This is a genomic window from Exiguobacterium undae DSM 14481, from assembly GCF_000620805.1.
Classification (GTDB): domain Bacteria; phylum Bacillota; class Bacilli; order Exiguobacteriales; family Exiguobacteriaceae; genus Exiguobacterium_A; species Exiguobacterium_A undae.
In genome coordinates, this window is record NZ_KK211187.1 from 2,913,359 (window position 1) to 2,928,127 (window position 14,769).

13 protein-coding genes are annotated in these 14,769 nt (G+C 48.8%); 5 read left to right on the forward strand and 8 right to left on the reverse strand.

The genetic code is table 11. The features are described from left to right. Positions 1–32 precede the first annotated feature (32 nt). The 8 genes from P397_RS0115730 to P397_RS0115765 all read right to left on the reverse strand — a co-directional run bounded on the left by P397_RS0115730 (position 33) and on the right by P397_RS0115765 (position 8,800). A complete protein-coding gene (locus tag P397_RS0115730; RefSeq protein ID WP_028107138.1) occupies positions 33–431 on the reverse strand; it encodes a MerR family transcriptional regulator in 399 nt (132 codons plus the stop codon). Between the two features lie 137 nt (positions 432–568). Next, entirely contained in the window at positions 569–2,701 is a 2,133-nt protein-coding gene (locus tag P397_RS0115735; protein ID WP_028107139.1) for a (Fe-S)-binding protein, read from the reverse strand. Positions 2,702–2,888: 187 nt separating this feature from the next. Further along, the gene (locus P397_RS0115740; protein ID WP_028107140.1) at positions 2,889–3,932 is read right to left on the reverse strand and encodes a zinc-binding dehydrogenase; all 1,044 of its coding nucleotides are present in this window, start codon (positions 3,930–3,932) and stop codon (positions 2,889–2,891) included. A 258-nt stretch (positions 3,933–4,190) separates the two neighbouring features. After that, entirely contained in the window at positions 4,191–5,528 is a 1,338-nt protein-coding gene (locus tag P397_RS0115745) for an alkaline phosphatase (protein WP_035414283.1), read from the reverse strand. Positions 5,529–5,632: 104 nt separating this feature from the next. Then, a complete protein-coding gene (locus P397_RS17475; RefSeq protein ID WP_051524067.1) occupies positions 5,633–6,073 on the reverse strand; it encodes an NUDIX domain-containing protein in 441 nt (146 codons plus the stop codon). A gap of 79 nt (positions 6,074–6,152) precedes the next feature. Then, entirely contained in the window at positions 6,153–6,572 is a 420-nt protein-coding gene (locus P397_RS0115755; protein ID WP_026834156.1) for a hypothetical protein, read from the reverse strand. Next, positions 6,562–6,984: a DUF1934 domain-containing protein gene (locus P397_RS17480; protein WP_233550706.1), complete on the reverse strand. Its 423-nt coding sequence runs from the start codon at positions 6,982–6,984 to the stop codon at positions 6,562–6,564. Before P397_RS17480 ends, P397_RS0115755 begins: the two co-directional genes overlap by 11 nt. A gap of 115 nt (positions 6,985–7,099) precedes the next feature. Beyond that, positions 7,100–8,800 (reverse strand): glycoside hydrolase family 13 protein, encoded by a 1,701-nt coding sequence (locus tag P397_RS0115765; RefSeq protein WP_051524068.1) that lies wholly within the window; start codon positions 8,798–8,800, stop codon positions 7,100–7,102. Positions 8,801–9,170: 370 nt separating this feature from the next. Between P397_RS0115765 and P397_RS0115770 the strand changes: the two genes are divergently transcribed. The 5 genes from P397_RS0115770 to P397_RS0115790 all read left to right on the forward strand — a co-directional run bounded on the left by P397_RS0115770 (position 9,171) and on the right by P397_RS0115790 (position 14,758). Next, entirely contained in the window at positions 9,171–10,610 is a 1,440-nt protein-coding gene (locus P397_RS0115770) for an NAD-dependent succinate-semialdehyde dehydrogenase (protein WP_028107143.1), read from the forward strand. Further along, positions 10,607–12,232: an acetolactate synthase large subunit gene (locus P397_RS0115775; protein ID WP_028107144.1), complete on the forward strand. Its 1,626-nt coding sequence runs from the start codon at positions 10,607–10,609 to the stop codon at positions 12,230–12,232. The genes P397_RS0115770 and P397_RS0115775 overlap by 4 nt, the downstream gene beginning before the upstream one ends. Positions 12,233–12,236: 4 nt before the next feature. Then, positions 12,237–12,563: a bacillithiol system redox-active protein YtxJ gene (gene ytxJ / locus P397_RS0115780; protein ID WP_028107145.1), complete on the forward strand. Its 327-nt coding sequence runs from the start codon at positions 12,237–12,239 to the stop codon at positions 12,561–12,563. A 230-nt stretch (positions 12,564–12,793) separates the two neighbouring features. After that, entirely contained in the window at positions 12,794–14,326 is a 1,533-nt protein-coding gene (locus tag P397_RS0115785; protein ID WP_028107146.1) for a DHA2 family efflux MFS transporter permease subunit, read from the forward strand. Between the two features lie 135 nt (positions 14,327–14,461). Then, positions 14,462–14,758: a metal-sensitive transcriptional regulator gene (locus P397_RS0115790; RefSeq protein WP_028107147.1), complete on the forward strand. Its 297-nt coding sequence runs from the start codon at positions 14,462–14,464 to the stop codon at positions 14,756–14,758. Positions 14,759–14,769: the final 11 nt, after the last annotated feature.

A 14,769-nucleotide genomic window follows, 5' to 3' on the forward strand; every position in this document is an offset into this window, starting at 1 on the left:
TCCCCTAAACAGGGGTCACCTCCATTTTTTTGTTACAGCTGAGCAATCAACGAAGCAATCAATGTTAACCGACGCGACAATTCAAGCCGAATTTCTTGTTTCTCAAAATCCGTCGCCTGCATCAAACGCTGTTCGAGTCCCGTGACCGTGTTTTGAAGCTGCTGTACTTCCTGATAAATGGCGTCACCCGTTTTGACTTCACGCTCCGTGAAGAAAGCAAGAATCTCTTGCAGGGACAGCCGTTGTGTTTTTAAATACTCAATCTTTTGAATATGTTGAATGACATCTTCCGTATACAAACGATAGCCGGATGCTGTGCGCTCTGTTGTTAATAAACCGAGCGATGTATAGTAGTCGATCGTCCGTTTTGATAAGCCGGTGGCCTCCGCGACCTGACCGATTTTAAGCAACGCCTTCCCAAAGATCCTCACCTCCCTCTCATTAAATAATGCTTTTATCATACCACGGTTAAACCGTACACAACAACGTTATGCTTATTAGGCACCTAAAAAAAACGCCCCCTCTTTCTTAGAGGAGACGTTCCGTTTGCTCAAGCTATTTTTCAGACTTAGTTTGTTACCGCTTCCTTCATCGGTGTTCCGACAATCGACCGTTCGAGCAGTTCAACGACGTCATAGGTCGCAACCTGTTCATCGACTTCCTTCGCTTTTGTCCCGTCGCTGAGCATCGTCAGGCAGTACGGACAAGCCGATCCGATGACGGATGGTTGAACCGTCAACAACTGCTCGGTCCGGGCGACATTGACACGTGCCCCGACTTTTTCCTCCTGCCACATCATGCCGCCTCCGGCTCCGCAACACATCCCTTTTTCCCGGTTGCGTTCCGTTTCGACAAGCGTGATTCCCGGAATCTTCTCTAAGATGTAACGCGGTGCATCATAAATATCATTGTAACGACCAAGGTAACACGAATCGTGATAGACTACCCGTTCACTGACCTCATGGATCGGTTTGATCCGTTGATCGTCAATCAACCGGGCGAGCAATTCCGTATGGTGGTACACTTCGACGTCCGGACTGAGACCAAAGTCCGGGTACTCATTTTTGAACGTATTGTACGCATGCGGATCGATCGTGACGATTTTTTTGACGCCGTATTTCTCAAACGACTTGATGTTCGCTTCCGCCAGTTCCTGGAACAGAACCTCATTCCCGATGCGGCGTGGTGTATCGCCGGAGTTTTTCTCATCGTTGCCGAGAATCGCAAACGAGATGTCCGCTTCATTTAAGATTCGCGCAAACGCCATCGCGATTTTTTGACTGCGGCTGTCATATGAGCCCATTGCTCCGACCCAGAAGAGGTATTCGAACTCTTCGCCGGCTTTTTTCTTTTCTTTTGCAGTCGGCACGACCAACTCTTCGCGCGTTTTGCGCCAGTTTTCGCGTTCTTTCCGGTTCATTCCCCATGGATTCCCTTGACGTTCGATGTTCGCCATCGTCCGTTGCATCTCGGGATCCATTTTTCCTTCCATCATCACAAGGTGACGACGGAGGTCGATGATTTTATCGACGTGTTCGTTCATGACCGGACATTGATCTTCACAGTTCCGGCATGTCGTACAGGCCCAAATTTCTTCTTCTGTGATGACGTTGCCGATCAGCGAATCCGGCACAACATCCATCTGACCTGCCGCAGCAAGCGACGCGATTTGATTGCCTTGTGATCCTTCAAAGGCAAACGCCGGTGCCCACGGAGATTTTTGAGTGATCGCTGCCGTCTTCATATTCAGGTGATCACGCAGTTTAACGATCAAGTCCATCGGTGACAGCATCTTTCCGGTTCCACTCGCCGGACACATGTTGGTACAGCGACCGCATTCGACACAGGCATACAGGTCAACGAGTTGCTTCTGATTAAAATCTTCAATCCGGTTGACACCAAAGCTGAATTCCGCTTCGTCGTCTTCCGCTTCTTCCATGACCGATAAATCGATCGGTGTAATCCGTCCGACTTTTGATGTCCGTCCAAGCCAAACGTTGGCGGTTCCGGCAATCAAGTGCGCATGTTTTCCTTGTGGAATATAGACCATGAAGCTCAGCAGGAACAAGAGATGGACCCACCAGAAGAAGACAAACAGACCAAACGCCACTTGTTCCGGTACCCAGCTGAATAAAAAGGCAATCGCTGACGCCACCGGTTCTCCGAACGTCGAATGATTTTCATAGACCAGGAAAAATCCGTTTCCGAACAGAACGGCGACCATTAACCCGCCGATGAAAATCAACGCCAGTCCGGCCATGAAGTTCCGTTTCAGACGAACCAGTTTTTCAACATAGCGGCGGTAGAATCCCCAAACGACAGCCACTAAGATGACGAGCATGACGATTTCTTGGAAAAATGTAAAGATCGGATACAGTGGTCCGAGCGGGACGTGCGGAAAACGTTGTCCGACCGCAAGTCCTTTCCAGATAAAATCAATCGCTCCAAATTGAACGAGTAAAAATCCATAAAACATCATGACGTGAATCGTGCCACTTTTCTTATCCTTCAACAGTTTCTTTTGACCGAATACGTTGACGAGAACTGCATTGAGCCGTTCTTTGTTCGTCAGCGTCCATTCCGCCTTTTTCCCCCTGCGAATCGCCTCATACCGACTTTTGACAAGCGTGACGAACAAGTAACCTGCATAACCTGCGACGAGCAGGAAGGCAATCCAGTTAATCAGTAAAAACGTCCCCATGAAACAAGCCCCTTTCCCCCTAAAGCCATTATTTGATATGAGTATAGCATATAATGAATGGCTATTCATTCATTATTTTAATGTTTTTTCTGAGACGCTGTTAGATGAAAGACCACACAAAAAACGTATTGTTCTCTCTCGCTTTACTCAGGCGAGTGAAAACAACACGTTTTACCAATCACGTTTTTTAATTTTGATCCGGTATTAATACGATTTTCCCGAGCTTTCCTGTCTCTTTAAAATACGTCTGGGCTGCCGCTGCTTCTTCCAGCGGAAATGTCCGGTCGATGACGGGTTCCAGTTTGCCGGCAGCAATCGCGTCAAGCATCCGTGCAAATTCAGCACGTGTTCCGAGGACAGAGCCGTAAAACGTCAAATGCTTTAAATACAGCGTCCGGAAATCCAAGTTGGTCTGCTGACCGCCGGCAGAACCGGAAATGCAGAACTTCCCGCCATTTTTCAAAACAGTCAGCGCCGTCTTGAACATCGGATCCCCGACCACGTCGAGCACAGCGTCAATCGGTCCGCCGTTAACGGCGATGATCTCGTCCGCCAATTGTTCCGAGTGGTACGACAAGACATGCGTGGCGCCAAGACGTTTGAGTGCCTCTTCCGTCTTCAAATCTCCGACCACGGCAATGACGGTCGCCCCAAACACGCGGGCGGCAATCTGGACATTCAAGGAACCGACGCCGCCGTTTGCGCCTGTAACGAGGACCGTTTGTCCCGGTTGGAGTTGCACTTGTTCGTTCATGTGCCATGCGGTTAATCCACTGACGGAGAAAACAGCACTTTTCGTGTAATCGGTTAGCGGCATCGCATAACACAGTTCTGCCGGCCAAACGACATACTCGGCATATCCTCCGTCATACTCTGATCCGATGAACGCCATGTCTTCACTGATATGTTCCGTTCCCGTCCGACCGCCTGAAGTGAACGGAAACAAGACGACGTCTTGACCGTTGCGTGCCTCGTCGACCCCGCTTCCGACTTGCACGATTCGTCCACTGATGTCAGAACCGGGGACACGAGGAAACTGAACGCCTTCCGGTTTCCAGCCTGATTGGGTGTCCGTTCCGTAGGCGCCTTCCCGCATCCAGATTTCCGTATTGTTGATGCCACATGCTTTCACTTCGATCAGAACTTCTCCGGCGCGCGGTTTCGGTACTGAACGTTCGACGACTTCGAGTTGCTCGACACCGCCGTATCCCTTCACTTGGACAACTTTCATAGAATCAGCTTCTTTCTCTTTTTATGGTGATGCTTTACCTTTTCCTCTCTTCTTTTTTCTCAAAACCCGTTCACCCATCCTTCTAAGAAAAGAGGAGCTGACACAAAAAAGAACCACCCGTTCTTTCACACGCAGCTCCTGCAGGAGTTGCGTATGAAACGAGTGATTTTTTTTAGACGGGACAAGGACGACAACTGAACATCCTCGTTTGTGTCCGGATGAATCGTTGCGTTCATCTCTTTGTTGCTGATTGTTGTCTTATTTCTTGAGTTTCATCGCATTGGCAATTAAACCGGGTAAGTCCGTATTGTCATGTAAACCGGCAAACTGATCGCTGTGGGGACCGTATGCATACAACGGAACATCTACACCTGTATGAACAGTTGTCGTCCAACCGACATAGGCCCGCTTACTGATCATTTCATTCAACAGCATGACACGTTTTTTAGAATCAGCAGTTTGGAGCGTCTTGACTTCTTGAGCAGTCAAATCAAATGATGTTTCTTGTTTGACGATTTCCGCGATATTCGTCAAATCATCATTAAATTGACGGACCATCTGGTCACCGGTTGCTTTGACGTTCTTCAAGACTTCCGGCTTTGCCACATACTCATCATAACCGCCAACCGTCATCCCTCCTGTTTCATGATCGCCTGCTACGACGACCAACGTGTTTTTATCTTTTGCCGCAAAACGCATCGCTTCTTTTACGGCTTTGTGGAAGGCGTCCGAATCCTTCATCGCCCAGGCAGCATCATGTGCATGACCTGCCCAATCAATCTGACTGCCTTCCACCATCAGGAAAAATCCTTCTTTATCTTTATTCAGCGTTTGAATTGCTTTTTTTGTCATCGTCGACAAACTTGGTTGTTTCGTCAATTCTCGATCGAGTTCCGGTGCCATTCCTTCCTCGGCAAACAAGCCGAGCACTTTTCGCCCATCGGTCTCCTGAAGACTTTCCAGCGAGTCGGCATATTGATATCCGGCGCGTTCCGCTTTTTTGACGAGGTTTCCTGCTTCTTGTACGCCACCATTTTCCTTATCAAAGAAATACTTTTGACCGCCGCCAAGCAAGACATCTACTTTCATCTCATCCATGTATTGTTTTGCGATGTCTGCTTCGTTGGCACGTGAAGCGACGTGGGAAGCGAAGACAGCCGGCGTCGCATGTGTGATGGCAGATGTCGCTACCAGTCCCGTTGATTTGCCGACACGGTCCGCCCGGTCAAGGATTGATTCAACTTCCTGCCCACTTGGATTCATCCCGATCGTGCCGTTGTTCGTTTTTGTGCCCGTTGCCATCGCCGTTCCTGCCGCAGCAGAGTCCGTTACTTTAGAACTCGCGGAATATGTCCGCATCATGCCCTTGAGCTGACGATCCAGTTCCGTCTCGTCACCGCCGTTGTACCAACGATAATTTGTTGCGTATGACGCAGAATAACCGTCCGGAATCATCATGATGACATTTTTGACCTTTTTCTTCGACTCCGTCTGTGGTTTTGCCTCGACGTGTCGTGGTGCTTCATATGTATACGCCGTGACACCTGCCACTAATGTCATTCCCAGTACGCTTGTCGTGATCCATGTTTTCTTCATGATTGTAACTCCTCCTCAAATCTGTTCTGTCTTCATCGTAGAAGACCGATGTAAACGGATGATGGAGAAGACTTTAATAAATGTAAAGATTTAATGTCACACTGTTACCATGTCATCTTTTCGAATACGTAATACGATCTTGATGCTTCCCGCAAGTGATCCCGCAACGGTCCAAGCACGTCACGATTCAGGAGATAGTCCCCCAGCTGTTCGATCGGCACCCACTGACAGGCGACGACTTCTCGGTCAGGGTCATTTGGTAACAATTCGCCTCTGGCCGTACACTCAAAATAGGTAACGAGACTGTGGGCATCAAACTGTTCGATGAAGTTTTCTGTCACGTATGCCAGTTGGAACGTCTCGACGGACAGTCCGGTTTCTTCTGCCATCTCCCGTTTTAAAGCGTCCGCCAGCGTCTCGCCGGCTTCAATCACACCACCCGGCAGACTCCAGATCGATTCCGCTCCATCCGCCTGATTTTTGACCAACAACAACTGATCCCCTTGTCTGACAATCCCGACGACAATCCGGTATAACGTTCTCATGCTGATTCCCCCTTTGTCATGAACACAAAAAAAGCAGCCCGTTCAAATATCCTTTGAATGGAACTGCTCCGGCACATACTTATTCTAATCCAAGCGATTGCGGTAATTTCACGGCACGTGCATATGCTGTTTTGTAATCTTTTTTCGACACGGCCTGTTCGACTTCCCGGATTGCCGGATGATTTTCTTCTGAAAAGGCACCTAAGATCGTCAAATAACGTTCGTAGACCGAATCATCTTCTTTTCGTGAATGAAGTAACGCCGTATACAGCATGACCGTATCTTCACCGTACAAGACCGGTAAGTCTTCGTTAATCAATAATAAGGAATCAATCGCGTCCGAATCGACTTTCGAATTGTATTCCGTCATGACCTGCTCTGCAAGCGCCTCAAGTTGATCGCGCCATTCGTTGTATTTCGGCTCATCATTTTCCAACCACTCGAACCAATCTTCTTCGAGCATCTGTTCCATCTCTTTTACCGTTTGTTCAAATGCCATCTGTCTCACTCCGTTCCCAAGTTAATTCAATCGTATACGTGCCGACCGGCTGATGGTTCATCATCAGGTCGTACTGGAATTGCATGCGTTGTTCTGTCATTTCGATTGTTGCCGTTTCCGTCTCCATGACCATCTGACCAAACTGGCTCTCATAACCACTTTTCGTCTTTTGACCCAGTATGAAGACATGATGCATCGAGACCGGACCTTTTCGGTTCAACGCCACCTGATCGAGTGACCATTTGATGGTCGTGTCAATCGGTTGATCGTCCTCTTGAATGAACTTCAGGGCAAACCCGTCCTTCGTTTCGAACAATGTGCCATCGGTTTCAAGCTCGACAGATTCTCGCATCGCTTCATCTTGAATCGATGTGACTTGTCGCAACCGCACCGGATAACGTGTTGGTTTCACTTTTTATCACCTCACCGTCTAGCGTACACGATTTTCTGATGTCCTGCATCTTCTGCTTTCTGTACGCCAAAACAAAAAAGACCGGATTCAGCATCTGCCAAATCCGGTCTTCTTCTCAGCGTACGCGGTACAGACGTGCTTCGAACGGCTGAAGCGTCAATTCTGTTCCTTCGTGATACGTCGTCTCGTAGTTCGCGAGCATGACGTTATCCGAGTGAAGAATGATGTCGGTATCGACTTCCGCCACTTCATCTTTTAGATTCGTCACGATCAGGAATTGTTCATTTCCGAGTGTTCGTGTGTAAGCATACACTTTTGTATCCTCAGGAAGGATTAAGTCGTATTCTCCGTAAATTAACGTTTCTTCCATCTTTCGAATCTGAATCATCCGTTTGTAGAAGTTCAGGATCGAGTCTTCATCTGTTTGCTGGGACGCGACGTTAATATCCGCGAAGTTCGGATTGACGCCGAACCATGGCGACTGTTCCGAGAACCCGCCGTTTTGTTCATTCGTCCACTGCATCGGTGTGCGGGAGTTATCACGGGACGAGTTCCAGATGACTTCCATGATCTCTTCATGTGTTTTCCCTGATGCCAGTTGCATGTTGTACATGTTTTTCGTCGCGACATCATCGTAGTCGGAGATGTCGGGGAACTGAACGTTTGTCATCCCAATCTCTTGCCCTTGGTAGATGAACGGCGTCCCTTGCATGAAGAAGTACATCATCGCAAGTGACTTCGCGCTTTGTTTCCAGTATTGTCCTTCATCACCCCAAAGCGAGACGGAGCGGACTTTATCGTGGTTTTCAAGATACAGTGCGTTCCAGCCTGTTTCTTCAAGTCCTTTTTGCCATTTCGTCAAAACTTGTTTCAGTTTGACAACGTCGACGCCTTTTTCGGCGTCAGCCCGCCACAGATCCATGTGTTCGAACTGGAAGACCATGTTCATTTTGCCGTTTTCTTCTCCGACCCAAAGATCGGCTTCTTCCGGTGTTACACCGTTCGCTTCACCGACTGTCATGATGTCGTATTTGGAGAACGTCTCATTCTTTAATTCTTCGAGATATTCGTGAATCCCTTCGACATTCATATGCATCTCAAATGAAGGGACGTGCGGCATACCGAGTGGATTTGGCAAGTCGGCATACGATTGATCCTTGTTGATGTGGCTGATGGCATCGATCCGGAAACCGTCGACCCCTTTATCAAGCCACCAGTTGATCATCGTGTAGACCGCTTGACGCATGTCTTTATTCCGCCAGTTCAAATCGGGTTGACGACGTGAGAAGACGTGCAGGAAATACTGCTCGGTCTTTTCATCGTATTCCCAGGCTGAACCGCCGAAGATGCTTTCCCAGTTGTTCGGCTCACCGCCGTTGACTGCATCCTTCCAGATGTACCAGTCACGTTTATCGTTGTCTTTTGACGAACGGGATTCGAGGAACCACGGGTGTTCGTCCGACGTATGATTGACGACTAAATCCAGCAGTACTTTAATATCGCGTTTATGTGCTTCTTCCATTAATAAATCAAAATCGGCCATCGTTCCAAATTCGTCCATGATGTCTTCATAATCACTGATGTCATATCCGTTGTCATCGTTTGGTGATTTGAACATCGGGCAAATCCATAACACATCGACTCCGAGATCTTTCAGATAATCCAATTTTGCGATGATACCCGGGATATCGCCGATTCCATCGTTGTTTGCATCATAAAAGCTGCGTGGATAAATTTGATAAGCAACTGCTTCTTTCCACCAAGCTCGCGTGAGTGTTTTTTGTGCCGTTTCCGGACGCGGTATCATTTGTGTCATTATGGATAAATCCTCTCGTATTTCAGTCTTTGTTGTCCGTTTTTTTATACAAATTCTCGACGTTTTATACTATTCATCGGTTTAGTTTTTTATAGCGCAACCGATTGCGCAAATACCCTATCTTTATCTTATCAAACCCAGTTGGAATGTCAACGATTCGAGGTTGATTCCGTTACTTTACACAATTGCCGAATTTGATTTTCAAACAAAATTTTTCTAACAGAAATACATTACATTTACTGAATTATCCTACACTGTTTATCGGTCAATTTCTAGCCTTTTGCACAACCTTTTCCCGGAAAAATGAATCTTTTTTTCAATCTTCGGGTATATCCTTAACAATGCGAATAAAAAAGGGGGATTTTGTAAGATGGACGGACAGTTTTTGATTAATGGACAATGGCTCAATCATGAGCGGGAACGAACCGATGTCAAAAATCCGGCGACCGGGGAAGTCGTCGGGAGTGTACCGAACGGAACAAAGTCAGATGTCAACGATGCCGTCGAAGCCGCCCGTAAGGCTTTTCCGGAATGGTCGAAACGAAGCGTATACGAACGCGCTGCCTTACTTGAAAAATTGTATGCGAAGATGCTTGAGAAAAAGGATGAATTGGCACGGCTGATGACACTCGAGATGGGAAAACCCCTCGCCGAGTCGGAAGGCGAAGTCGAGTATGCGGCGAACTTCGTCAAATGGTTTGCGGAAGAAGGAAAACGCGCCTACGGTCGGATCATTCCGTCACATGATACAAACAAACGACTGCATGTCATCAAACAGCCGGTCGGTGTCGTCGCTGCGATTACACCATGGAATTTCCCGGCAGCAATGATTACACGTAAGTTGGCACCTGCACTCGTCGCCGGCTGTACGTTTGTCTTAAAACCGCCAACAGCTACTCCGTTGACCGCACTCCGCCTGCTTGAGCTCTGTCAGGAAGTCGGCATTCCGGACGGTGTCGTCAATGCCGTAACGGGCAGCGGTAAAGACTTGGGGGAATCGCTTGCGACCCATCCCCACGTCGATAAGATCACCTTCACCGGTTCAACTGAAGTCGGTCGGACATTGATGGCTCAAGGTGCCGAGACGATCAAGGCGATGTCCCTCGAACTTGGCGGACATGCTCCGATCCTTGTATTTGATGACTGCGATTTGGATCTTGCTGTCGCTGAAACGATTAAATCGAAGTTCCGGAACGGCGGGCAAACATGTGTCTGTGGGAACCGCATTTATGTATCCGATTCGATTTACGACGCTTTCGTCGAAAAACTGGGTCAAGAAACAGCTAAACTGAAAACCGGCAACGGACTCGACAACGACACGAAAATCGGACCGATGATCAACAAGTCCGGCTACGACAAAGTCAAAAAACATGTCGATGACGCCACATCGGCCGGTGCACGGATCGTAACCGGCGGAACAGGACAAACCGACGAGGATCAGGATGTCTACTATTATGAAGCAACGGTTCTCGCTGACGTCACTCCACAGATGCTGATCATGAACGAAGAGACGTTTGGTCCGGTCGCCCCCGTCCAACGGGTCAGTTCGGATGAAGAAGCCGTTCATTATGCCAATCAGACGCCGTTTGGTCTGGCGTCTTACGTCTTTACGAACAACTATGCCCGTGCATTCCGGGCCATCGAAAATCTCGATTATGGAATCGTCGGTTGGAATGACGGTGTTCCTTCGGCGGCTCAAGCACCGTTCGGCGGCATGAAACAGTCCGGTGTCGGACGTGAAGGCGGTTCTGAAGGACTTGAAGCTTATCTTGAAACGAAGTATGTCTCGATTGGCGGTCTCGACCAATGAACGCCGCTGAACGATTCGTCGATTGTCTCAAAGCAGAAGGTGTGACACACATTTTCGGTGTGCCGGGGGAAGAGAACATTACGTTACTCGAAGCGATCAGTAAGTCAGACATCACCTTCGTGACGACACGTCATGAAACAAACGCGGCATTCATGGCCTCGATGTTCGGCCGATTGAGCGGACGCCCCGGCGTCTGCCTTTCGACGCTCGGACCCGGTGCAACAAATATGATGACCGGTATCGCCAGTGCGACGATGGATCATTCTCCGGTCGTCGCGATTACCGGGCAAGGGGCGACGTGGCGGCAACATAAAGCCTCGCATCAGATGTTCGATTTGGTTGAGATGTACCAACCGATTACAAAATCCAGTACATCGATTTCTTCCGGTGAAGTCATTTCAGAAGTCGTCCGTCAGGCGTTTGCTCAAGCTGCTTCCGAAAAACCGGGCGCGACCCACATCTCCTTCCCGGAAGACATCGCTAAAGCTGACGTCGATGCCAAAACTCCTTTGCTTGTGGATAGTGCTCCAACGTATCTGCATCCGACCTCGGTCAAGGACAGTGCTGTCTTGCAACAGATCGAGCACGCGACAAAACCTGTTGTCATCGCAGGATTTGGCATCAACCGGAGCGGAGCGACGGATGCCTTTCGTCACTTCGTCGAACGTTTAGGTGTCCCCGTCGTCGAGACGATGATGGGAAAAGGAACGATTGCGTCCGACCACGAGCTCGCTGCTCACACGATCGGCCTGCCAAACGCTGATTATAATCAACGCATCATCGACCAAAGCGATCTAATCATCGCAATTGGTTATGACATTACGGAACTGCCGCCGTCGAAATGGAACCCGAACCGGACACCGGTCCTCCATATCGACACGAATCAACATGAGGTGGACCAGTATTATCCGGTCGTCGCCAATTTGATTGGTTCGTTGCCGGATACGTTACGGTTACTTGCCGAAGACGTGCCGAATCGTGCCTGGTCCGGTTGGCAACAAGACCGTGATCGATTACGCAAGGAAATTCAGGCACCCTACTCGATGGCACTGCCGCTTCACCCGCAAAGTATCGTCCGGGAATTGGAACAGGCGATTGGTTCGGACGGGATGGTCTTTTCCGATGTCGGCGCGCATAAAGTTTGGCTCGGACGGCATTTTCAAACGACACGCCCGAATCAACTGTTCATTTCGAACGGCTTCTCTTCGATGGGGTACGGGTTATCAAGTGCCATCGCCGCGAAACTGCTTTATCCGGACCGGCGTGTCCTCTGTGCGTCAGGTGACGGGGCCTTTTTAATGAATGGTCAGGATCTTGAGACGGCTGTTCGGCTGAAATTGCCGATCGTCGTCATCATCTGGCGTGACGGGACGTATGGACTGATCGAATGGAAACAACAGCAAGCTTACGGACGGGCACCTTATATCGAATTCGACAATCCGGACCTCGTGCAACTCGCTGTCGCCTTTGGCGCACTTGGTCTGCGTGTCGGAGAACACGGCACACTTTCCGCTTGTCTCGAGCAAGCTTTCCTGAGTGACGGACCCGTTTTAATTGACTGTCCGGTCGATTACAGGGAGAATCTGAAGTTAAGTGACCGTTTACGAACTTATGGAGGATGATAGAATGACACAGCTTAGAAAATTACAATCGCTTTCCGACTTTGATCAATTTGTTTCAGAACATACGACATTCGTCATCTGTAAACACAGTACGACCTGCCCGATCAGTTCGGCTGGTTTTTCCGAGTACACGAAGTATGCTGATACGACATCCGTTCCGACTGCTTACTTGTTGGTTCAGGAAGCACGGACCTTGTCGAATCACATCGCAGAACATTACAATGTCCGGCATGAGTCACCGCAAGTGCTGTTTATTCAGGACGGACGCGCTGTTTGGACGACATCGCATTACGACATTACGATGGATGCCCTGAAGACACACGTCGGATAATAACGTGCATTTTATTAAAGCGTCACTCCTTTTGTTTTCAACAAAGCAAAAGGAGTGACGCTTTTTTTATATGAGACGATCCCTCTTATCAATTCATCTTGTTTACAAAAAATAAAATTATCTTTCTTAGCTATTAATATTTGTAATTCAAGTTGAATCAGATTAAGATAGACAACAGATAGAACGACCGTATAGAAATGTGTACTGCCAGTTCATTAAGGAGGAAACCCATGCAACACGAAAAATCTGCTTCCGCTCGTCCCCCCTATGGCATCATTGCCGTACTGATGATCGGTGCCTTTATTGCTTTTTTAAATAACACGTTACTTAACATCGCCCTACCTTCGATCATGAAGGATTTGAACATTGAAACCTCGACCGTTCAGTGGTTGTCGACGGGTTTCATGCTCGTTAACGGGATTTTAATCCCGACTTCCGCTTTCTTGATTCAAAAATTCTCAGTCCGCCGCCTGTTTCTGCTGGCGATGACCTTGTTCTCGCTCGGGACGATTCTCGCCGGCTTTGCGGATGCCTTCCCGGTCCTGCTTGCCGGTCGGATGATCCAGGCTTCTGGATCTGCCATCATGATGCCTCTTTTGATGAACGTCATGCTTGTCAGTTTCCCGATTGAAAAACGCGGCACCGCGATGGGCTTCTTTGGTCTTATCATGATGGGCGCACCGGCTATCGGTCCGACATTATCCGGCTGGATCATCGAGCATTATGATTGGCGGATGTTGTTCCATTTCATCACGCCGATCGCCTTGATCGTTCTTGTGACCGGATTTGTTTTACTCCGTGACGTCAAAGAACGGTCCAATGCCAAGCTCGACTTTACGTCGGTCGTCTTGTCTTCCTTTGGATTTGGAGGTCTGTTGTACGGCTTCAGTTCTGCCGGTTCTAAGGGATGGGACAGTCTCCATGTCATCTTGGCCTTGATCATCGGAGTTGTTGCCCTCGTCACGTTCATCCTGCGTCAATTGAAGATGGAACGTCCGATGCTCAACTTTAAAATTTACCGGTATCCGATGTTCGCCCTGTCGTCGGTCATCTCGATGGTCGTGACGATCGCGATGTTCTCCGGGATGTTGCTCTTACCGATCTACGTTCAGACGATTCGCGGCATCTCTCCGCTCGATGCCGGTCTGATGTTACTGCCGGGAGCCATCTTGATGGCTGTCATGTCGCCAATCAACGGAAAATTGTTTGATAAGATTGGCGGACGTCCGCTGGCGATTACCGGACTGTTCATCACGGTTGTCACGAGTTACTACTTCAGTCAGCTTGAGATGGATACGACGTATACGCATTTGATCATCCTGTATTCGCTCCGGATGTTCGGGATGTCGATGGTCATGATGCCGGTTTCGACGAACGGCCTGAACCAGTTGCCTACCCGTTACTATCCGCACGGGACAGCGATGAACAATACGTTACAGCAAGTCTCCGGTGCGATCGGAACTGCTCTGCTCGTCACGATCATGTCGACCCATGCAAAAACACGCGGGACAGAACTCGCGCAGGAAGCAGCGAAAAACATGACGAGTCAACCGACTGCCGAGGCTGCGGCTGCCATGAAACAGCAAATCGTCATGCAGGCGACGCTCGACGGCATCAACTATGCCTTCTTCATCTCGACGTTTATCGCCGGTCTTGCGTTTGTGCTCTCGTTCTTCATCAAACGAGCGACACAAGCCGAAGATATCATCAGCAACCGGTCGTTGAATGAACAAATCGTCAAACCGCAAGTCTCAAATCAGTAAATCAATTAGTTCTTACGACCGCTTTGTCCTTTTGGATGAAGCGGTTTTTTTTATTTTCAATCTTTATACTGGTACCCCCCATACCTATATGGTATAGTCGAACCAGACAAAGAAACCAAAAGGAGGTGTCCTCTCATGGCACATGATCACCCGCTTGTTCCCCGCTCATCCGAGGAACAAGATGCCTTAACGAAACGCTTAAAACGAATTGAAGGTCAAGTCCGCGGCATTGCCAACATGGTCGCGGAAGACCGCTACTGCATTGATATCTTGACCCAAACCGCATCGATTCAGGCCGCACTCCGGCAAGTGGAACTGCAGATCATCGAACGTCACGTCAAAATGTGTATGCACGATGCTGCAACCGGCAACGAGGACACGGATGTGTATGTCGATGAACTGATGGCCGTCATCGCGCGTCTCAAGAAGTAAGGAGGGATTCA

Coding starts and splice junctions, on each gene's coding strand:
- P397_RS0115735 (WP_028107139.1), bottom strand. CDS start 2,701: ATGGGGACGTTTTTACTGATTAACTGGATTGCCTTCCTGCTCGTCGCA.
- P397_RS0115740 (WP_028107140.1), bottom strand. CDS start 3,932: ATGAAAGTTGTCCAAGTGAAGGGATACGGCGGTGTCGAGCAACTCGAA.
- P397_RS0115745 (WP_035414283.1), bottom strand. CDS start 5,528: ATGAAGAAAACATGGATCACGACAAGCGTACTGGGAATGACATTAGTG.
- P397_RS17475 (WP_051524067.1), bottom strand. CDS start 6,073: ATGAGAACGTTATACCGGATTGTCGTCGGGATTGTCAGACAAGGGGAT.
- P397_RS0115755 (WP_026834156.1), bottom strand. CDS start 6,572: ATGGCATTTGAACAAACGGTAAAAGAGATGGAACAGATGCTCGAAGAA.
- P397_RS0115765 (WP_051524068.1), bottom strand. CDS start 8,800: ATGACACAAATGATACCGCGTCCGGAAACGGCACAAAAAACACTCACG.
- P397_RS0115770 (WP_028107143.1), top strand. CDS start 9,171: ATGGACGGACAGTTTTTGATTAATGGACAATGGCTCAATCATGAGCGG.
- P397_RS0115775 (WP_028107144.1), top strand. CDS start 10,607: ATGAACGCCGCTGAACGATTCGTCGATTGTCTCAAAGCAGAAGGTGTG.
- ytxJ (WP_028107145.1), top strand. CDS start 12,237: ATGACACAGCTTAGAAAATTACAATCGCTTTCCGACTTTGATCAATTT.
- P397_RS0115785 (WP_028107146.1), top strand. CDS start 12,794: ATGCAACACGAAAAATCTGCTTCCGCTCGTCCCCCCTATGGCATCATT.
- P397_RS0115790 (WP_028107147.1), top strand. CDS start 14,462: ATGGCACATGATCACCCGCTTGTTCCCCGCTCATCCGAGGAACAAGAT.